Origin of the sequence: Pseudomonas soli, assembly GCF_021283165.2 — a bacterium.
Classification (GTDB): Bacteria; Pseudomonadota; Gammaproteobacteria; order Pseudomonadales; family Pseudomonadaceae; genus Aquipseudomonas; species Aquipseudomonas soli.
In genome coordinates this window covers 349875-369718 of the sequence record NZ_CP128543.1, presented here as the reverse complement: position 1 = coordinate 369718, position 19844 = coordinate 349875, and the positions used below count along the sequence as shown (strand labels likewise).

Genomic DNA, 19844 nt, shown 5'->3' with positions numbered 1-19844 from the left:
GGAAACAACTGCCCGATCCGCTGGGCCAACCACCGCCCGATCTCTCTATCCTCCCTCATCCCAACCTCCCCACCCGCGACCAGTCCAGCCGGCGGGTCAGCACCATGAACACACCCAGCAGGCCAAAGCACAGCAACGAGCCCATCAGCAGTGCGTAGTCCTCGGCGCTGAGCAGCCCGTAGAGCATGCCGTACAACGCCGCCAACCCCGCCGCAAAGCCCACCCCGCGTCCCAGGCTGCGCAGCACGTGCACCAGGTAGAAGCCGATCAGCAGCACACAGCCCGACGCCGACAGCCCATAGGCCAGGCCGAACCCCAGGTGCTCCGACAACGACAGCAGCAGCAGGTAGAAGAACGCCAGGGCCACGCCCACCAGGATGTACTGCACCGGGTGCACGCTGAGGTTCTTCAGCACCTCGAACAGGAAGAAGCCGGCGAAGGTCAGGGCGATGAACAGCAGCGCGTACTTGATCGCCCGCTCGGTCTTGAGGTACTGGTCCACCGGGTCGACGAAGCTGACGCCGAAAGCCCGGTCGGTGAAGTCAGCGCACTTCTGCGCAGTGGCGCACAGGCGCACCGCCTCCTCCAGGTTGGTGGCGAAGAACGTGGTCTGCCAGTGGGCGCTGAAGCCTTTCTCGTCGATGGCGCGGCGGCTGGGCAGGAAGTTGCCGATGAAGCTCGGGTGCGGCCAGTTGGCGCGCATGTCCACGGTACTGCTGCGCCCGACCGGCAGCACGGCCAGTTGCCCGGTGCCCAGCAGGTCCAGGTCGAAGGCATAGGTGAACTCCCGGGCCTGCGGCTCGCTGAACTGCGGCAGGTCCACATGCACGCCGCCAGGCAACCAGTCGACACCGTTGCCGGGCTGGAACGGCAGGCGCTGGTCGTCCAACTTCAGTTCAAGGCTGTTCTCGATGCCGCGGATATCACTGATACCGACCATCAGCCGCGGCTTGTCGAAGCGATAGTCTTCGTAGTCCTTCTCGATCCCCCAGCGCTCGGGCAGCTTGAAACGGCCGCTGATCCTGCTCTTGGCATGGAACAAGCGCGCCTGGTAGATGCCCCGGGCACGCAGCTCGGTATCGACGCCCACATCCATTTCGAAGGTTTCCGGCAGGAAATACAGCTGGCCGTGGACCGTGCTGGTTTCCTGGACGCTCTTGCCGTCCTTGTCGATCCAGCGGCGCTCGTACTTGCGATAGGGCACTACCACGACCGGGCCACTGACCAACTGGTCGAAACTGGAGCTCGCGGCGATCTCGCCGAGCACGTTGTTGCGCAGTTGCTGACGTTCGTCGATCAAGCCGCCGATCATCAGCAGGGGAATCAGCAGCAGCAGGATCAGCACGGCAATCAGGCCGAGCTTGAAACCTAGGGTCTTGTTCATGGGGTTGGGCTCCGTTTGCGATGGGGGCAGTGTCTGCCCGCTGCGTGGAGCCCTTGGGGAGGGAATGTGGAGATTGTGTGGAGATTGGAGCGGTCAGCAGAAAGCCTGTGGGAGTGGGCGACTTGCCTCTCAGGTAAGTCGCCGCGCCGGCAGCCACAACCTCACCCGCACGCCACCCTCGACGTTGTCCACCGCCAGCGCCCCGCCATGCAACTGCATCACCTCGGCCACGAAGTTCAGCCCCAGCCCGGTGCTCTTGCGCCCGGTGCCGGGCCTTGGCAGCGAATAGAAGCGCTCGCTGACCCGGCCCAGGGCATATTCGGGGATCGCCTGCCCCTGGTTGAACAGGCTTAAGGCCACCCGCTCGCCATCGCGCTCCAGCTCGAAGGCCAATGCGCCTTGCTGCGGGGTGAAGTCCAATGCATTGTCCAGCAGGTTGGCCAACGCCTGGCGCATCAGGAATGGATCGCACAGTAGCCTGAGGCCCGCCGGGATCCGCTGGCGCACCTGCAACCCGGCACCGTCGATCCTTGTACCTTGGGCCAGCAACAGTTCGTCGATCAACGCCGCCACCGCCACCTGCTGCTCGTCCTCCAGGGCCTGCATCTGTTCGACCCGGGCCAGGTTGAGCAACCGCTCGATCATCTGCTGCAGGCGGTCGCTCTCGCGCTCGATGTTGCCGGCAAAGCGCGCCCGCTGCTCTTGCGGCATGTCGCCCTGCAGCAGCTCAGAGGCGCCACGGATCGCCGCCAGCGGGCTCTTGAGTTCATGGGTGAGCGTGTGCACATAACGTTCGACGTAGGCCTTGCCTTCGAGCTGGGTGCGCATGCGCTCCACCGCCGTGGCCAGTTGCAGCAGCTCGCCGCCCTTGTAGTGCGGCAGCGCGGCGCGCTGGCCCTCGCTGACCGCCTGGGCATAGTGGGTGAGGCGGCGCAGCGAACGGGTCAACCACCACGACAGCGCCGCACCGACCAACAGGCCGAGCACGATCAGCCCGAGGCCGAGGATCAGCAGGCGCCGCTCGGAGCGGTCGATGTATGGCTGCAGCGAGCTGTTGGGCTTGGCCACGGTGACCACGCCGATGATCTGGCCACCGTCGAGGATCGGCGCCGCCACATGCATCACCGAAGTGCTTTCGTCATCCGGGTCGCTGCGGGTCGAACGTGCGCCGTACTGGCCACGCAAGGTCAGGTAGACGTCATTCCAGCGCGAATAGTCCTTGCCCACGTCCCGGCCGCTGGAGTCGAGCAGGACGATGCCCTTGGCATCGGTCACGTAGATCCGGTGGCTGACCTGGTTTTTCGCCAACCCCCAGATCTGCGCGCTCGGGCGCCGCTCGCCATAGGAGGCCAGTACCTGCGACAGGCGGCCCTGGGTCAGGGTGCCGTTCTTCACATCGTCATGCAGGATCTCGGCCAGCAGGTTGGCGGTGTCCACCAGGGTTTCTTCCGATGACTGACGCACCACCGGGCGGATCTGCTCGCGCACTGTATTGAGCAGGAAATAACCCGCCAGGCCGACGAACAGGAAGTACACCAGGAAGATGCGAATCCCCAGGCGCATCAGGCGTGCTCCGGGCTGTAGCTGTAGCCCAGGCCGCGGTGCGTCTGGATCGCCTCGGCGTCAGGGGCAACCTGGCGCAGCTTGGCGCGCAGGCTCTTGATATGGCTGTCGATGGTGCGCTCGTAGCCCACATCCGAGGCCACGCCCAGGCCGTCGAGCAGTTGCTCGCGGCTGAACACCCGCCGCGGTTGCTCGAGCAGGCTTTGCAGCAAGCGGAACTCATGGCGGGTGAGCGCCAGCGCCTGACCCCGGTAGCTGATACGCATCGCCAAGGTATCGAGCTGGAACGGTGTGCTGTCGCTGGCCACTTCAACCCTCGGCGCCATGCGCTTGAGGATCGCCCGCACCCGCGCCGCCACCTCGCGGGGGCTGAATGGCTTGACCACGTAGTCGTCGGCGCCGATCTCCAGGCCCAGCACGCGGTCGATCTCGGCGTCGCGAGCGCTGAGGAACATCACGGGCACCTCGCTGAAGCGGCGCAGCTGGCGGCAGGTCTCGAAGCCACTGATATCGGGCAGGCCGATATCGAGGATCACCAGGTCGGCCGGGCACAGGCGCTGCTGCTCGACGGCGGCGCTGCCGAGGGTCACCCACTCGGTGCTGTGGCCGTCGGCCTGCAAGGCGTAGATGAGGGTGTCGGCGATGGCGGATTCGTCTTCGACGATGAGGATGTGGGGCATCTGAGCGGCAAGCCTCGAGCTGCAAGCTTCAAGTGAAAGCGGATCGCGGCAACTTACACCGATCCGCCGTTTCTTGCAGCTTGTCGCTCTATGCTTGCAACTGCTGCATCAGCAGCCCGGATTGCCTGCCGTGAACTTCTCGCGCGGGTCCACCGCCGCCTTGAACTTGCGCAGGGCCTTGGAACCGATCAACAGCGGATAGCGGAAATTGCTGCGGTCGACCAGGTTGACCTCCACGGTGCGTTTCACATCGCCCAGACACATTTCCAGGTCGATCACCGGGCGATGCGAGAGCGCGGGCGACTCCTCCTCGTCATCTTCCTCGGCGCGGTTCTTGATCTTGCTGATACGCGACACTTCATGCTCGTAGAGCTTGTCGCTGGCGCCCTCGGTCGCCAGGCGGAAGCGCACCCACTCGTTGCCATCACGTTTGAACATCTCGATGTCCTTGGCCGACAGCGAAGCGGTCCAGGCGCCGGTATCCATCTTGGCTTTGAGGGTCTGGCCGATCTCCGGCAGCTTGATGTTCTCGTAACGGCCATAGAGCGTCGGTTCGGCGGCCATTACCGGCAGCGCCAGAAGGGACAGCAGGGCAAGCAAGGGTTTCACAGGGCAGGCTTCCTTGAGAGGGGTCAGTGCTTAGACTGTGCGGGCAGGATAGGTTCGTCGCCACAGGTTAAACAACATAATGTGAAACATTTGTCCCAGTTAATGGACGTACGACGTTTGGCTAAGGGCCATACCCTGCTTATCATTGCCAACCGTTCACCTCACACAACAAGAGTCCCCTTATGCGTCGCCTGCTGACCGGCATCCTCACCCTCACCCTGCTGCTGCTCAACACCCTGGTGCTGATCGGCCCGCTGCTGGTCTTCGCCCTGCTCAAGCTGGTGCTGCCGGGCCGTGGCCGCGACTACGCGTCGGCCGCGGTGATGTGGATCGCCGAAACCTGGTCGGAAATCGACAAGGCCATCTTCGCCCTGTGCATCCCCACCCAGTGGGACATTCGCGGCGTCGACACGCTGCGCCAGGACACCTCGTACCTGTGCGTGAGCAATCACCAGACCTGGGTGGATATCCCGGCGCTGATCGAGAGCCTCAACCGCCGCGTGCCGTTCTTCAAGTTCTTCCTCAAGAAAGAGCTGATCTGGGTACCGCTGCTGGGCCTGGCCTGGTGGGGCCTGGATTACCCGTTCATGAAGCGCTACAGCAAGGCCTTCCTCGACAAGCACCCCGAACTCAAGGGCAAGGACCTGGAGATCACCAAGGCCGCCTGCGAGCTGTTCAAGCGCCAACCGGTGACCGTGGTCAACTACCTCGAAGGCACCCGATTCACCGAGGCCAAGCGCGCCGAGCAGCAATCGCCCTACCGTCACCTGCTCAAGCCCAAGGCCGGCGGCGTGGCTTTCGTACTGGCGGCGCTGGGCGAGCAGCTGGATGCGCTGCTCGATGTGACCATCGTCTACCCGGGCGACAAGGCGCCGGGGTTCTGGGACCTGCTCAACGGCAGTATCAGCCGGGTAATCATCGACATCCGCGTGCGCGAGCTGGACCCGGCGTTGTGCGCGGGCGATTACGAGAACGATCCGACGTTCCGTCAGACGGTGCAGGCCTGGGTCAACCAGCTGTGGCTGGACAAGGACCAGCGGATCGCGCAGTTGCGCGCAGAGATGCGCTGAAACCAATGGCCCTGGCGCGCTCTTGCCCGCGATAGGGCCTACAAATACCTCACCAAACCCCGATTAAAATCCAGATTTATAATCGACATAAGGAACTCTTTGTTTGTCACCACCCATCTGAGTGGATAAAAATCGATCAACCACAACTACAAGAAAAGCCAGGATCGATCGATGGCCAACCCTCCCTGCTCCGCCCCCGCGCAACTGCGCCGCGTCCTGGGCCTGCCCGCCCTGGTGTTCTTCGGCCTGGTGTACATGGTCCCGCTGACCATCTTCACCACCTACGGCATCGTCACCGAACTCACCGGTGGCCGCACCGCCGCTGCCTACCTGGTCACCCTGCTGGCCATGCTGTTCACCGCCACCTCCTACAGCTTCATGGTCAAGCGCTTCCCGGTCGCGGGCTCGGCGTACTCCTACACCAACATGGCGTTCGGCCCCAACGTGGGTTTCCTGGCGGGCTGGTCCCTGCTGCTCGACTACCTGTTCATCCCGATGATCAATTACCTGCTGATCGGGCTGTTCCTCAACATCGCCTTCCCGGCCATCCCGGCCTGGGCCATCGTGCTGGCGGCCATCGCCGTGGTGACCGTGCTCAACGTGGTCGGCATCCACTCGGTGGCCAAGACCAGCAACCTGATCGTCGGCGCGCAGATCGTCTTCATCGGCGTGTTCGTCGCCCTGTCCTGGCAGGGCCTGGCCGGCCAGCCGGTGGACCTGCTGGCGCCGCTGCGCGGTGATGGCAGCGCGCCGGGCTTCGCTGCCTTGATGGCAGGGGCTGCGGTGCTGTGCCTGTCGTTCCTCGGCTTCGATGCCGTGTCGACCCTGGCCGAAGAATGCAAGGACGCCCGCCGCGACGTGCCGCGAGCGATCATCCTCACCACCCTTGGCGCCGGGCTGCTGTTCACCGTGCTGGCGTATGTCAGCCAGCTGGTGCTGCCGGGCAGCACCTTCGCCAACACCGATGCCGCCGCCAACGAAGTGATGATGAAGGCCGGCGGGCAGTTCCTCGCCAACTTCTTCACCGCTGCCTTCGTTGCCGGCAGCCTGGGCTCGGCGCTGGCCTCGCAGGCGGCGGTGTCGCGCATCCTGTTCACCATGGGCCGCGACCACGTACTGCCGCAGCGCAGCTTCGGCTACCTGTCGCCACGCTTCGGCACGCCGGTGTTCGCCACCCTGCTGGTATCGGCGTTCTCGCTGCTGGCACTGGTGATCGACCTGGCCACCCTCGCCTCGCTGATCAGCTTTGGCGCGCTGGTGGCGTTCTCGGCGGTGAACCTGGCGGTGGTGAAGACGCACCTGATGGATGACGCGGGACAGCGCACGCCGCTGGGCCTGCTGCGCTATGGCGCGGTACCGCTGGTGGGGTTGGGCCTGACCTTGTGGCTGTGGACCAGCCTGTCGGCGCTGACGCTGGTGATCGGCTTGTGCTGGTTTGCGTTGGGGCTGGCGTACCTGGCGGTGCTGACGGCCGGTTTTCGTCGGCCAGTGCGGCTGGTGGATTTCTCCGAAACCGCGTAGCCCCGCATGTCTCCTGCAGGAGTGGCAGTGCAAGCTCCTGCAGAGGGTGGGGGTCAGACCGACGGGGTATGTACCGCCGGGCTACCCCACAAACTCCCCAGGTTTTGCAGCAGCGACCCGGCAATCCCCTGCTGGCCCAGGTACTGCAGGATCAACGGCGCGAACTGGCCGATCATCCCGGTATCCATGCCCAGCGCCTTGAAGGCGTTGTCCAGGTCATTGCGGTTCTCGACTTCACCGCCCAGCGCATTGCTCAGGGCCGAGCTGTTCTTGTCATTGCCCAGCAACTGCCCCAAGCCGTTCAGCCCACCCAGCGCATTGTTGCCCGACAGCAGGTCGAGCCCCGGCACGGCCTTGGTCAACTGCCCGTAGTCATCGCCGCTGAGGTTGTTGCGCGCCAGGCCCAACATGGCCCCCGCGCCGCCGATGGCTTGCTCCGGAGTGATCTTCAATTCGCTACCCAGCGTGTTGAGCAGGTTGGCCTGGGCGGCTGGCGCTTGTCCCTGAACCTGCTGGTTCTGCATGGCCGAGACGGCATTGGCCGCGTCGCTGAGGTTGAAGGCGAACACCGGGCTTACGGCCAGGGTCATCAGGGTTGTCAGGGTTGTCAGGGTGAATGCTTTCATCGGGAGGGACCTCGTCGGCCGGAATGGCCGGGAAACGAAGGGTTGGACTGGGGTGCCGGAGGTTTGTTCCGGGCCGGCCATCGGTGTTCATCCCAAGGCCCAATCGCTGGCAAGCCAGCTCCCACAGTGGATTGCACAACAGCCTAAGGCCTGCGCTGTACCTGTGTGTGGGCTTGCCGGCGATGGGCCGCACAGCGACCGCGGCTATTTCAACCCGGCTGATAAAAGCCCGAGGCAGGCACCTGCTTCAACGCCCCCACCAGCGCATCTGACTGCCCCCAGGCGACAGTCAGATGCTGCAGGCTCGACGCCTGGAGCTGCTTCACATCGCCGTCGGTCGCCAGCTCTTGGGCGTGATAGCCGTCGGTATAGGCGATGAACATGAAATGGCAGACGTTCATCAGCACCTCCTCGATGGGCACGGCGCCTTCGAGGAGAGCAGTGGAAAGGGATTGGCCGGGTGGGAGTTGTAATTTGGCGTGGAGGTCTTCGGGTGGGTCGGGGGACGATTTTTTCATGACAGTCACCTGAATGCAGTGATGCTGCATTATTCGTTTCCACACAAAAGGGTTGCAGCTGTACACGGGGTGGACTCGGATGCATTCAGGAAAACCCGGTAGGCACTAAGCCTCCCGCGCACAGCCGCCATAACGACACGTTCCAGGACGCATATCCGGGTTTCCACACCCGATCGCTGAACCGACAGCGACCGGGAAAGCCTAGTGGGCAGGATTTCCCCGGACAATCAGAAGTGCATCGACATATCGCGTAGGATATTTCCTGCAACCTCAAGCAGTATGTGGGGTATAGCCTCATTCTGGGTAGGATTCTTTTTGAGACCTAGCATTTTTGCCAGTAGCGGGCCTAGCTCCATTGCCGCAAATTTGTGAAGGAGACCCAAGATCATTTGGAGACAGTCATGCAACCGAAGCACCTCTCCCCCTCGGCAACATCGTTACTGGCAACAGACATGCAAGGTTCAATATTGCGTGCGCATACAAAACAAGAGCCTCTTTCACTATCGTATGCGACCTACGGGTTCGACCCACATGCAATCTCGGACAGCCCCCAGCTCCGATTCAACGCGGAACTTCGCACAGTTGCAGGCTTCTACCTACTTGGCAGCTACAGAGCCTACAATCCAATACTGATGCGTTTTCACTCGCCCGACCGCTTAAGTCCTTTCGGAGCCGGTAACATCAATGCTTACGCTTACTGTTCTAATGACCCGGTAAATTATACGGACGCCTCCGGCTACATGAAAAATCCGCTACGAAGCCCAGCGGGCTTAACGCTAATCGGCGATAAAAGCAATATAAACGGGAAGCTCTACAGAAATGAACAAATCAACGGTCAAACAAAACTAGTACCAGCTCCTAAATTCACCGATTCAGAAACTATCCATCTACAAAATTTAAGTCAAGAACAAACGCAAGAAATTCAGAAAACGAGCCAAAACATTCAAAATTACAAAAAAAAATATGGTCGCGGCATTAAAAAAATGCTTGAAGCGGAAGCCGCCATAGATGACCTTAACACGCAGCGCAAAAAATACGTTGAGTTACTTAAAAGGACTCAAGACCTTGGCACAATAACAGACGAAATCTCTGCTATAGATGACAAAACAAAAAAAAATCGCATAATATTTACAGAATTATCAGCACAGTATTCAGCCCCCAAAAAAAATCTTATTCTACTCACCCATCATCTAAAGCAGCTTGAAGCCGACCTTGACTACGCGCAAAACCTTATGCGAACCAACACCAAATAATACTTTTAATTATACATAAACCGTCAGATTTCTGGCTTCACAGCAGCTTCAGGCGCAAAGTCTCTCAACATAGGTTTCCCGTATGACACAGAAACATAAGCGCATGACCTCCACGACATTACTAGCAACTGATATGCAGGGCTCAGTGCTCCGTCATTCCCCCCCAAAAAACCGTAATACTTTTTACGAAAGGCTCTCTGAAAAAGACGAAACATCTCCAACTGCAAATTCATCAGAGCCGAAAAAGTCGCACACTTAAAGTGCCTATCGAACATGAGCAATACAAAAAACAGAGCCCCTATATACGGGGCTCTGATTATTCCGACCTACGCCGCACTAAACGTCTTATGCGGATCAATCACAAACTTCTTCGGCACCCCTGCATCAAACTCGCCATACCCCTCGGGCGCCTGATCCAGGCTGATCACCTGCACCCCCACCACTTCGGCGATATTGATGCGGTCCCACATGATCGCCTGCATCAGCTGGCGGTTGTACTTCATGGTCGGGGTTTGCCCGGTGTGGAAGCTGTGGGACTTGGCCCAGCCCAGACCAAAGCGGATGCTCAGCGCGCCGATCTTGGCGGCAGCATCCACCGCGCCCGGGTCTTCGGTCACATAAAGACCCGGGATGCCGATGTTGCCGGCGACGCGGGTCACTTGCATCAGCGAGTTGAGCACGGTGGCCGGGGCTTCGTGCTTGGCGCCTTCATGACCATGGCCACGGGCCTCGAAGCCGACGGCATCGACGGCGCAGTCCACTTCCGGCTCGCCGAGGATATCGACAATCTGCTCATGCAGCGGGGTGTCCTTGGACAGATCGACCACCTCGAAACCCTGGGACTTGGCATGGGCCAGGCGCAGCGGATTAAGGTCGCCGACGATCACGCAGGCGGCGCCCAGCAGGCGGGCGGACGCTGCGGCAGCCAGGCCGACTGGACCGGCACCTGCAACGTAGACGGTGCTGCCCGGGCCAACGCCCGCGGTGACGGCACCGTGGTAGCCGGTGGGCAGGATGTCGGACAGGCAGGTCAGGTCGCGGATCTTCTCCATGGCCTTGTCGCGGTCCGGCAGTTTCAGCAGGTTGAAGTCGGCGTACGGCACCAGCACGTATTCGGCCTGGCCGCCGGTCCAGTCGCCCATGTCGACATAGCCGTAGGCGCCGCCGGCGCGGGCCGGGTTGACGGTAAGGCAGACGCCGGTGTGCATCTCTTTGCACGAGCGGCAGCGACCGCAGGCGACGTTGAACGGCACCGACACCAGGTCGCCGATTTTCAGGCGCTCGACATCACGCCCCATCTCGACGATTTCACCAGTGATTTCGTGGCCCAGCACCAGGCCGACCTGGGCGGTGGTGCGGCCGCGGACCATGTGCTGGTCGGAGCCGCAGATGTTGGTGGAGACCACCTTGAGAATGACACCGTGCTCGATCTTCTTGCCGCGCGGGTCCTGCATCTTGGGGTAGTCGATCTTCTGCACCTCGACCTTGCCCGCGCCGAGATACACCACTCCACGGTTACCAGACATGCTCTTACCTCGCTTGATTTGTATTTATGCAGCGGTGGTGGAAAGCGCCGCCTTTCCGTGGGCGGCCTGTGTTACTGGAATGAAGGGATTGTGGGCTTGATGGGGGATGGGGCGGTGACTGGATGCGACAGGGGGATACCTGTTTGCGGCGCACCATCTGTCGTAAAAAAACCATCGCGATGCGACTTGCCCCGCGATGGTTTCGGCTTAGAGAACGACAGTCCTATTCGCGTTTAGGAACACCCTTCTTTCGATGTGATAGCCAACCGCCCGTGCCAGGGTCAGGCACTCGATATCCCGCCCCTTGGCGATCAGGTCTTCCGGATAGTGGCTGTGATCCACCACCTCCACGCCCTGGGCGATGATCGGCCCTTCGTCCAGGTCGTTGTTGATATAGTGCGCGGTGGCACCCACCATCTTCACGCCCTTGTTGTAGGCCTGGTGATACGGCTTGGCGCCCTTGAAGCCAGGCAGCAGCGAGTGGTGGATGTTGATCGCCCAGCCATCCAGCCGGCGGCACAGCTCCGGCGACAGCACTTGCATGTAGCGGGCGAGGATCACCAGTTCGGCGCCGCTCTCCTCGATCACCTGCAGCACCTTGCGCTCCTGCGCCGGTTTGTCGTTGGGGTCGAGGGCGAAGTGGTAGTACGGAATCTTGTGCCAGTGCGCCAGGGGCTCCAGGTCGGGGTGGTTGGACACCACCGCTACCACGTCCATGGCCAACTGGCCGATGCGTTGGCGGTACAGCAGGTCGTTCAGGCAGTGGTCGGCCTTGGACACCATGATCACCACCTTGGGGCGGTGATTCGGCGCGGTCAGCTCGAAAGCCATGCCGAAGGCTTCGCTGCGTTCGGCGAGGCCGGCACGGAAGCCCTCCTCGTCGAAGCCGTCCGCGGCGCGGAACTCCACACGTATGAAGAACCGCCCCGATAGCCGGTCATCAAAGGAATGGTGCTCGGTGACGTAGCAGCGCTGCTCGTAGAGGTGACGCGTCACCACATCGACCGTGCCGAGCATGCTCGGGCAGTCGGCGGTGAGAATCCAGGTGTCCGGTGCCCGACTCATGGTGCTGCTCCTTAGGCTTCGATGGCCAGGCCGTACTCGGCCGACGCGTCCTGCAGCCACAGCCACCAGTAGTCGGAGAAGCTGCGGCGAATCACCAGCTCCCAGGTGTCCTCGGCGGTGCGGCGTATCACCAGTTGCGACTTGGCGAACACGGTGCCGACGGCCTTGCCGACCGGGAAGTTGTTCGGGTGTACATCATAGCTGGTGGATTTCATCAGCACGTCGCGCACGTTGGGGCCACGCAGCTCGAGCAGGGTCTGCCCACCGGTGACGTTGACCACCTGGATATGCTGGCCGTCGAGGGCATCGCGCAGCTTCTGCTCGACGGCGAACTCCTGGCCGCCGGGGACGATCAGCAACCACTCGTCCGGGCCGACCCATTGCAGCGACATCTCGCTGTTGGCGACCACGGTCAGGGCCACCGGCAGCTCCAGGCCAAGGGCCTTGTGCACGCCGCCGGCGAAGGCCTGGTCATGGCCGTCGCCACGCAGGGTCAGGTGGCCGAGGAATTTCTTTTCGCGCAGGGTCACGCCTGCATTCTTGCGGCCCTTGCCGACCAGGCTGGCCAGGTCGGCGTGGTGCAGTGGCGACTGAGCCTTGGCTTCAGGGCCTGGGTTTTGCTGGAAGACGTTGATAGCGCTCATTTCTTACCTGCCTTGAATTCTTGTAGGTCAGAGCGGCATCGGCACCGTGGGAGCTTGCCCCGCTATGGGGGCGCCAAGGCCTCCATCGCATCGCGGGGCAAGCCCGCTCCCACAGTATCCGGTGTCGCCAGCCGGAAGCCTTAGACGTTCTGCCGCTCACCCTTCGGGTCGAAGAACACCGAAGACACGATTTCCGCCTCGATCACGCTGCCATCGGCCTGCGGCGAATACACCCGCTCGCCCATGCGCTTGAGGCCGCCCTTGACCACGCCCATGGCGAACGAATAGCCCAGGGAGTTGGCCGCGTAGCTGGAGGTGACGTGGCCGACCATGTCCATCGGGATCGGCTGCTTGGGGTCGAACACCAGCTGGGCGCCCTCCGGCAGCCACACGTTCGGGTCCACGGGCTTGAGGCCCACCAGCTGCTTGCGATTGTCGCGGGTGGTGTCTTCACGGTTCATGCCGCGCAGGCCGATCCAAGAGAAGGCCTTGTTGCGGCCCACGCACCAGCTCATGTTGAGGTCGTCCGGGGTCATCGAGCCGTCGGTGTCCTGGCCGACGATGATGAAGCCCTTCTCGGCGCGCAGCACGTGCATGGTCTCGGTGCCGTACGGGGTCAGGTTGTACTTTTTGCCCGCCTCGACGATCTGCTCCAGCACGCCCATGGCGTAGTTGGCCTGCACGTTGATCTCGTACGACAGCTCGCCGGTGAACGAAATGCGGAACACCCGCGCCGGCACGCCGCCGACCAGGCCTTCCTTCCAGCTCATGAACGGGAAACCGTCCTTGTCCAGGTCGATGTCGCTGACCTCGGCCAGCAGCTTGCGGCTGTTGGGGCCGGACAGGGTCATGGTCGCCCAGTGGTCGGTGACCGAGGTGAAGTACACCTTCATTTCCGGCCATTCGGTCTGGTGGTACAGCTCCAGCCACTGCAGCACGCGAGCGGCGCCGCCGGTGGTGGTGGTCATGATGAAGTGGTTGTCGCCGACGCAGGCGGTCACGCCGTCGTCGAAGACCATGCCGTCTTCCTTGCACATCAGGCCGTAGCGGGCCTTGCCCACGTCGAGCTTGGTCCAGGCGTTGCTGTAGATGCGGTTGAGGAACTCGCGGGCGTCCGGACCTTGGATGTCGATCTTGCCCAGGGTCGAGGCGTCCAGCAGGCCGACGCTGTCACGCACGGCCTTGCATTCGCGGGCCACGGCGGTGTGAATGTCTTCACCTGGCTTGGGGAAGTACCACGGGCGCTTCCATTGGCCGACGTCCTCGAACTCGGCGCCGTTCTTGATGTGCCAGGCATGCAGGGCGGTGAAGCGCACCGGCTCGAACAGGTGGCCGCAGTGCCGGCCGGCTACCGCGCCGAAGGTCACCGGCGTGTAGTTGGGGCGGAACATGGTGGTGCCCATTTCCGGGATGCCGATCCCGAGCGAACGGGCGGCGATGGCCAGGCCGTTGATGTTGCCCAGCTTGCCCTGGTCGGTGCCGAAGCCCAGCGCGGTGTAGCGCTTGACGTGCTCGACCGACTCGAAGCCTTCGCGGGTGGCCAACTCGATGGCCGCGGCGGTGACGTCGTTCTGTTGATCGACGAACTGCTTCGGCGCACGGGCGGTGCCTTTGTCGTGGGGCACCTGGAACAGGGCAACGGTGGCCTCTTCCTTGCGCGCCAGGGTTTTCGGCAAGGTGCCGACACTGGCCTTGAAGCCCGCCTCGGTAGCGGCGCGAACACCGCCTTCGAAACCGTCGGCGATCACGTCACCGAGGGCGTAGACACCGTTCACGCCCCCGACGCACACGCGCTTCTGCGGCGCATCTCCCGGCACGAAGCCGAGGATGTCCTCACGCCAGACCGGGCGACCGCCCAGGTGCGAGGCCAGGTGCACCACCGGGCTGTAGCCGCCGGAGGTGGCGATCAGGTCGCAGTCGAGGGTTTCACCGGGGCTGGTGACCTTGTGCGCCTGCACATCGATGGCGGCCACGCGGGCGCCGGTGACGTGCTTGCTGCCCTTGGCCTCGATCACGGCGCTGGAGGTGAGGATGCGGATGCCCTTGGCACGCGCCTCTTCGACCAGCGAACCGCGTGGGTTGTGGCGCGCGTCGGCGATGGCGACCACTTGCAGGCCGGCGTCGTGCCAGTCCAGCGCGGCGCGGTAGGCATGGTCGTTGTTGGTCGACAGCACCAGCTTGCGGCCTGGGGCCACGCCGTAACGGCGCACGTAGGTCGATACGGCGCCAGCAAGCATGTTGCCCGGCAGGTCGTTGTTGCCGTACACCAGCGGGCGCTCGTGGGCACCAGCCGCCAGCACCACGCGGTTGGCGCGCACGCGATGCACCCGCTGACGCACCTGGCCTATCGGGGCGCGGTCGCCGAGGTGGTCGGTGAGGCGTTCGTGGATGGTGAGGAAGTTGTGGTCGTGGTAGCCGTTGACCGTGCTGCGCGGCAGCAGGGTGACTTCCGGCAGGCTCTCCAGCTCGGCCACCACGGCGCTGACCCAGTCGGCGGCCGGTTTGCCGTCGAGGGTTTCGCGGCTGTCGAGCAGGGTGCCACCGAACTCTTCCTGTTCATCGGCGAGGATCACCCTTGCACCACTACGCGCGGCGGCCAGCGCGGCGGCCAGGCCGGCGGGGCCGGCGCCGACGATCAGCACGTCGCAGTGCTGGTTCATGTAGTCGTAGCTGTCGGGGTCGTTCTGCAGCGGCGCGCGCCCAAGGCCCGCCGCCTTGCGGATGTACTTCTCGTAGGTCATCCAGAACGACTTGGGGTACATGAAGGTCTTGTAGTAGAACCCGGGCGGCATCATGCTGCCGCCGACCTTGCCGATGATGCCCATCATGTCGTTATTGACGTTCGGCCAGCCGTTGGTGCTGGTGGCCACCAGGCCTGCATACAGGGCCTGCTGGGTGGCGCGCACGTTGGGGATCTGGGTGGCTTCGCTGGCGCCGATCTGCAGGATCGCATTCGGCTCTTCGGTGCCGGCGGCGATGATCCCGCGGGGACGCGAGTACTTGAAGCTGCGCCCGACGATATCGACGCCGTTGGCCAGCAGCGCGGCGGCCAGGGTGTCGCCGGCATAGCCCTGGTAGGTCTTGCCGTTGAAGGTGAAGTTCAGCACCTTGCTGCGGTCGATACGGCCGCCGCTGGCGAGGCGATAGGTCTGGCTCATACTTTTTCCCCTTGGCCCTTGGCGGTCGCTGGCGCGCTGCTCTGTTTCGAGGCGGCGGTGACCTGAGGCTTCTCGCCGATCTTGTAGGTTTCCAGAATCTCGTAGGTCACGGTGTCGCGGGTGACGTTGAAGTACTGGCGGCAGCCGGCAACGTGATCCCACAGCTCGTGGTGGATGCCACGCGGGTTGTCGCGGAAGAACATATAGGTGCCCCACTCCTCGTCGGAGCAGGCGTTCGGGTCCAGCGGGCGGGCGATATGGGCCTGGCCGGACGCGTGGAATTCTTCCTCGGAGCGCAGCTCGCCGCAGTGGGGACAGAAGATGTGCAACATGACGGTTGTCTCCGGGGTCAGTGGGCGACGGCAGCGGCGCCGTGTTCGTCGATCAGCGCGCCGTTGTAGAAACGGTCGATGGAGAATGGCGCGGCCAGCGGGTGCATCTCGCCCTTGGCCAGGCTGGCGGCAAACACGTTGCCCGAGCCCGGGGTGGCCTTGAAGCCGCCAGTGCCCCAGCCGCAGTTGAAGAACATGTTCTTCACCGGGGTCTTGGAGATGATCGGGCAAGCGTCGGGGGTGGTGTCGACGATGCCGCCCCACTGGCGGTTCATGCGTACGCGGGAGAGGATCGGGAACATCTCGACGATCGCCTGCAGGGTGTGCTCGATGACCGGGTACGAGCCGCGCTGGCCGTAGCCGACCCAGCCGTCGATGCCGGCGCCGATCACCAGGTCGCCCTTGTCGGACTGGCTGATGTAGCCGTGCACGGCATTGGACATGATCACGCTGTCGATGATCGGCTTGATCGGCTCCGATACCAGCGCCTGCAATGGGTGCGACTCCAGCGGCAGGCGGAAGCCGGCGAGCTTGGCCATGTGCCCGGAGTTACCGGCGGTGACCACGCCGACGCGCTTGGCGCCGATGAAGCCCTTGTTGGTCTCGACGCCGATCACCGCGCCGTTTTCCTTGCGGAAGCCGATCACTTCGGTCTGCTGGATCAGGTCCACGCCCAGCGCGTCAGCGGCACGGGCATAGCCCCAGGCCACGGCATCGTGGCGAGCCACTCCGCCACGCCGTTGCACGGTGGCCCCGAGGATCGGGTAGCGGGTGTTCTTCGAGCAATCCAGATAGGGGATCTCGGTCGCTACCTGTTCGGTACGGATGAGCTCGCCATCGACGCCGTTGAGGCGGTTGGCGTTGACCCGGCGCTCGGAGTCGCGGATGTCCTGCAGGGTATGGCACAGGTTGTAGACGCCACGTTGGGAGAACATCACGTTGTAGTTGATATCCTGTGAGAGGCCTTCCCACAGCTTCATGGCGTGCTCGTACAAGTGCGCAGACTCGTCCCACAGGTAGTTGGAACGCACGATGGTGGTGTTGCGGGCGGTGTTGCCGCCGCCCAGGTAACCTTTCTCGATCACTGCGACATTGGTGATGCCGTGCTCCTTGGCCAGGTAGTAGGCGGTGGCCAGGCCATGGCCGCCACCGCCGACGATGACCACGTCATAGACCTTTTTCGGCGTCGGCGTGCGCCACATGCGCTGCCAGTTCTCGTGGTGGCTGAGGGAGTGCTTGAAGAGGCCGAAGCCCGAATAACGTTGCATGGTGTTCTGCTCCACTCAGCGGTAGACCGGGAAGTCGGCGCACAGCGCGGCGACGTTCTTGGCCACATCGGCCTCGACATCGGCGTCGCCCAGGTTGTCCAGCACATCGCAGATCCAGCCGGCCAGCGCCACGCACTGGGCGACCTTGAAGCCGCGGGTGGTGACGGCCGGGGTGCCGATGCGCAGGCCCGAGGTGACGAACGGCGACTGCGGGTCGTTGGGCACGGCGTTCTTGTTGACGGTGATATGGGCGCGGCCCAGGGCGGCGTCGGCGTCCTTGCCGGTCAGGCCCTGGCGGATCAGGCTGACCAGGAACAGGTGGTTGTCGGTACCGCCCGACACCACGTCGTAGCCGCGCTCGATGAACACCTGGGCCATGGCCTGGGCGTTTTCGATGACTTGTTTCTGGTAGGCCTTGAACTCGGGCTCCAGTGCTTCCTTGAAGCACACCGCCTTGGCGGCGATCACGTGCATCAGCGGGCCGCCCTGGGCACCGGGGAACACGGCGGCGTTGAGCTTCTTCTCGATCTCTTCGTTGGACTTGGCCAGGATCAGGCCGCCACGCGGACCGCGCAGGGTCTTGTGGGTGGTGGTGGTGACCACGTCGGCGAAGGGGATGGGGTTTGGGTACAGGCCGGCGGCGACCAGGCCGGCGACATGGGCCATGTCGACGAACAGCAGCGCGCCGACTTTATCGGCGATCTGGCGGAAACGCGGGAAATCCAGGGTCTTGGAGTAGGCCGAGAAGCCGGCGACGATCATCTTCGGCTTGTGTTCCACGGCCAGACGCTCGACTTCGTCGTAGTCGATCAAGCCGGTTGCGGTGTCGATTCCGTACTGCACGGCGTTGTACAGCTTGCCCGAGGACGACACCTTGGCGCCGTGGGTCAGGTGGCCGCCGTGGGCCAGGCTCATGCCCAGGATGGTGTCGCCGGCCTGCAGCAGGGCCAGGTACACGGCGCCGTTGGCCGAGGAGCCGGAGTGCGGCTGGACGTTGGCGTAGTCGGCGCCGAACAGCTGCTTGGCGCGCTCGATGGCCAGCGCCTCGACTTTATCCACATGTTCGCAGCCGCCGTAGTAGCGCTTGCCCGGATAGCCTTCGGCGTACTTGTTGGTCAGGCCGCTGCCCTGGGCCTGCATCACGCGCTTGCTGGTGTAGTTCTCCGAGGCGATCAGCTCGATGTGATCTTCCTGGCGCTGTTCCTCGGCATTCATCGCCGCCAGCAGTGCGTCGTCGTAACCCTGGATCTGGTCTTGCTTGCTGAACATCGTGTATCTCCCGGCAGCGATCGTTTCTTGTCTGGTGAGGGTTTTCCCACCCTTTGCAGCGATGGTATGACCGGGCACGGCGGTACAGATGCCTGCGCGCGCCTTGCAATGGCGCGTTTACGACATTGTTCAAGGCACTGTGGAAAACAGCGCGGGAGCGGGCTTGCCCCGGATGGCCTCATCGCGGGCAAGCCCGCTCCCACGAGGCCTGCGCTGCCTTTGGACAACCTGTATAGGCAACCGCCGAATCGATGGTTTAGAGTGCGTGCCTGCGTCGTAAAAAGGACAGGCGTCATGACCAACAACAACCAGCAATTCGCCAGCGACAACTATTCCGGCATCTGCCCCGAAGCCTGGGCCGCGATGGAAAAGGCCAACCAGGGCCACGAACGCGCCTACGGCGACGACCAGTGGACCGAACGGGCCTCGGAGTACTTCCGCAAGCTGTTCGAGACCGACTGCGAAGTGTTCTTCGCCTTCAACGGCACCGCTGCCAACTCCCTGGCACTCGCCTCGCTGTGCCAGAGCTACCACAGCGTGATCTGCTCCGAGACCGCTCACGTCGAGACCGACGAATGCGGCGCGCCGGAGTTCTTCTCCAACGGCTCCAAGCTGCTCACCGCGCCTAGCGTCAACGGCAAGCTCACCCCCGAGTCGATCCGCGAAGTGGCGCTCAAGCGCCAGGACATCCACTACCCCAAGCCGCGGGTGGTGACCCTTACCCAGGCCACCGAAGTGGGCACCGTCTACCGCCCCGACGAGCTCAAGGCGATCAGCGCCACCTGCAAGGAGCTGGGCCTGAACCTGCACATGGACGGCGCGCGCTTCACCAATGCCTGCGCGTTCCTCGGCTGTTCGCCGGCCGAGCTGACCTGGAAGTCTGGCGTCGATGTGCTGTGTTTTGGCGGCACCAAGAACGGCATGGCGGTGGGCGAGGCGATCCTGTTCTTCAACCGCGACCTGGCCGAGGACTTCGACTACCGCTGCAAGCAGGCCGGGCAGTTGGCGTCGAAGATGCGCTTCTTGTCGGCGCCATGGGTCGGGCTGCTCGAAGACGGCGCGTGGATGCGCCATGGCCAGCACGCCAACCACTGCGCGCAGCTGCTGGCGTCGCTGGTGAGTGACCTGCCGGGGGTGGAGCTGATGTTCCCGGTTGAGGCCAACGGGGTATTCCTGCAGATGCCGGAACCTGCGCTGGAGGCGTTGCGCAACAAAGGCTGGCGTTTCTATACCTTCATCGGTAGCGGTGGTGCTCGGTTCATGTGCTCGTGGGATACCCAAGAATCCCGCGTGCGGGAGTTGGCGGCGGATATCCGCGCCATCGTTGGTGCCTGACAGACCCTAATCGCGGGGCAAGC

Annotated in this window: 17 protein-coding genes; 4 read left to right on the top strand and 13 right to left on the bottom strand. The window is 63.2% G+C overall.

The window, feature by feature from the left end; genetic code table 11:
* Window positions 1-55: 55 nt before the first annotated feature.
* From creD to rloA2, 4 genes are all read right to left on the bottom strand, one after another.
* Window positions 56-1384 carry a cell envelope integrity protein CreD gene (gene creD, locus LU688_RS01565; RefSeq protein ID WP_160291023.1) on the bottom strand — a complete coding sequence of 443 codons (1329 nt, stop codon included), beginning with the start codon at window positions 1382-1384 and terminating at the stop codon, window positions 56-58.
* A 129-nt stretch (window positions 1385-1513) separates the two neighbouring features.
* Window positions 1514-2947, bottom strand: coding sequence for a two-component system sensor histidine kinase CreC (gene creC, locus LU688_RS01560; RefSeq protein WP_160291022.1), 1434 nt, complete (start codon window positions 2945-2947; stop codon window positions 1514-1516).
* The gene (creB, locus tag LU688_RS01555) at window positions 2947-3627 is read right to left on the bottom strand and encodes a two-component system response regulator CreB (RefSeq protein WP_104444597.1); all 681 of its coding nucleotides are present in this window, start codon (window positions 3625-3627) and stop codon (window positions 2947-2949) included. Before creB ends, creC begins: the two co-directional genes overlap by 1 nt.
* Window positions 3628-3735: 108 nt before the next feature.
* Entirely contained in the window at window positions 3736-4236 is a 501-nt protein-coding gene (gene rloA2, locus LU688_RS01550; protein ID WP_023630860.1) for a retropepsin-like aspartic peptidase RloA2, read from the bottom strand.
* A gap of 182 nt (window positions 4237-4418) precedes the next feature.
* On the opposite strand from rloA2, the gene yihG reads away from it, so the two are divergent.
* Both yihG and LU688_RS01540 read left to right on the top strand, forming a co-directional pair.
* Window positions 4419-5306 (top strand): 1-acylglycerol-3-phosphate O-acyltransferase, YihG family, encoded by an 888-nt coding sequence (gene yihG, locus LU688_RS01545; RefSeq protein ID WP_094011551.1) that lies wholly within the window; start codon window positions 4419-4421, stop codon window positions 5304-5306.
* Window positions 5307-5477: 171 nt separating this feature from the next.
* Complete coding sequence (locus LU688_RS01540; RefSeq protein WP_160291021.1) at window positions 5478-6827, top strand: APC family permease; 1350 nt, start codon at window positions 5478-5480, stop codon at window positions 6825-6827.
* Between the two features lie 53 nt (window positions 6828-6880).
* Here LU688_RS01540 and LU688_RS01535 read toward each other — a convergent pair whose 3' ends face one another.
* Complete coding sequence (locus tag LU688_RS01535; RefSeq protein WP_160291020.1) at window positions 6881-7453, bottom strand: DUF2780 domain-containing protein; 573 nt, start codon at window positions 7451-7453, stop codon at window positions 6881-6883.
* Between the two features lie 209 nt (window positions 7454-7662).
* Window positions 7663-7971, bottom strand: coding sequence for a hypothetical protein (locus tag LU688_RS01530; protein WP_143067553.1), 309 nt, complete (start codon window positions 7969-7971; stop codon window positions 7663-7665).
* A gap of 401 nt (window positions 7972-8372) precedes the next feature.
* Here LU688_RS01530 and LU688_RS01525 point away from each other — a divergent pair, with 401 nt between their 5' ends.
* Complete coding sequence (locus LU688_RS01525; protein WP_232888116.1) at window positions 8373-9224, top strand: RHS repeat-associated core domain-containing protein; 852 nt, start codon at window positions 8373-8375, stop codon at window positions 9222-9224.
* Window positions 9225-9550: 326 nt separating this feature from the next.
* Here LU688_RS01525 and fdhA read toward each other — a convergent pair whose 3' ends face one another.
* The 7 genes from fdhA to LU688_RS01490 all read right to left on the bottom strand — a co-directional run bounded on the left by fdhA (window position 9551) and on the right by LU688_RS01490 (window position 18486).
* Window positions 9551-10750 carry a formaldehyde dehydrogenase, glutathione-independent gene (fdhA, locus tag LU688_RS01520; protein WP_046787516.1) on the bottom strand — a complete coding sequence of 400 codons (1200 nt, stop codon included), beginning with the start codon at window positions 10748-10750 and terminating at the stop codon, window positions 9551-9553.
* A 207-nt stretch (window positions 10751-10957) separates the two neighbouring features.
* Window positions 10958-11815 carry a formyltetrahydrofolate deformylase gene (purU, locus tag LU688_RS01515; protein WP_023631289.1) on the bottom strand — a complete coding sequence of 286 codons (858 nt, stop codon included), beginning with the start codon at window positions 11813-11815 and terminating at the stop codon, window positions 10958-10960.
* Window positions 11816-11826: 11 nt separating this feature from the next.
* Window positions 11827-12459 carry a sarcosine oxidase subunit gamma gene (locus LU688_RS01510; RefSeq protein WP_038707202.1) on the bottom strand — a complete coding sequence of 211 codons (633 nt, stop codon included), beginning with the start codon at window positions 12457-12459 and terminating at the stop codon, window positions 11827-11829.
* Window positions 12460-12599: 140 nt separating this feature from the next.
* Window positions 12600-15617, bottom strand: coding sequence for a sarcosine oxidase subunit alpha (locus LU688_RS01505; RefSeq protein ID WP_160291019.1), 3018 nt, complete (start codon window positions 15615-15617; stop codon window positions 12600-12602).
* Complete coding sequence (locus tag LU688_RS01500) at window positions 15614-15949, bottom strand: sarcosine oxidase subunit delta (protein ID WP_023631299.1); 336 nt, start codon at window positions 15947-15949, stop codon at window positions 15614-15616. Before LU688_RS01500 ends, LU688_RS01505 begins: the two co-directional genes overlap by 4 nt.
* Before the next feature lie 17 nt (window positions 15950-15966).
* On the bottom strand, window positions 15967-17217 hold the full coding sequence (locus LU688_RS01495) for a sarcosine oxidase subunit beta family protein (protein ID WP_160291018.1): 1251 nt from the start codon (window positions 17215-17217) through the stop codon (window positions 15967-15969).
* A 15-nt stretch (window positions 17218-17232) separates the two neighbouring features.
* A complete protein-coding gene (locus LU688_RS01490) occupies window positions 17233-18486 on the bottom strand; it encodes a serine hydroxymethyltransferase (RefSeq protein WP_023631298.1) in 1254 nt (417 codons plus the stop codon).
* Between the two features lie 294 nt (window positions 18487-18780).
* On the opposite strand from LU688_RS01490, the gene LU688_RS01485 reads away from it, so the two are divergent.
* Window positions 18781-19821 carry a threonine aldolase family protein gene (locus LU688_RS01485; protein ID WP_094011558.1) on the top strand — a complete coding sequence of 347 codons (1041 nt, stop codon included), beginning with the start codon at window positions 18781-18783 and terminating at the stop codon, window positions 19819-19821.
* Window positions 19822-19844: the final 23 nt, after the last annotated feature.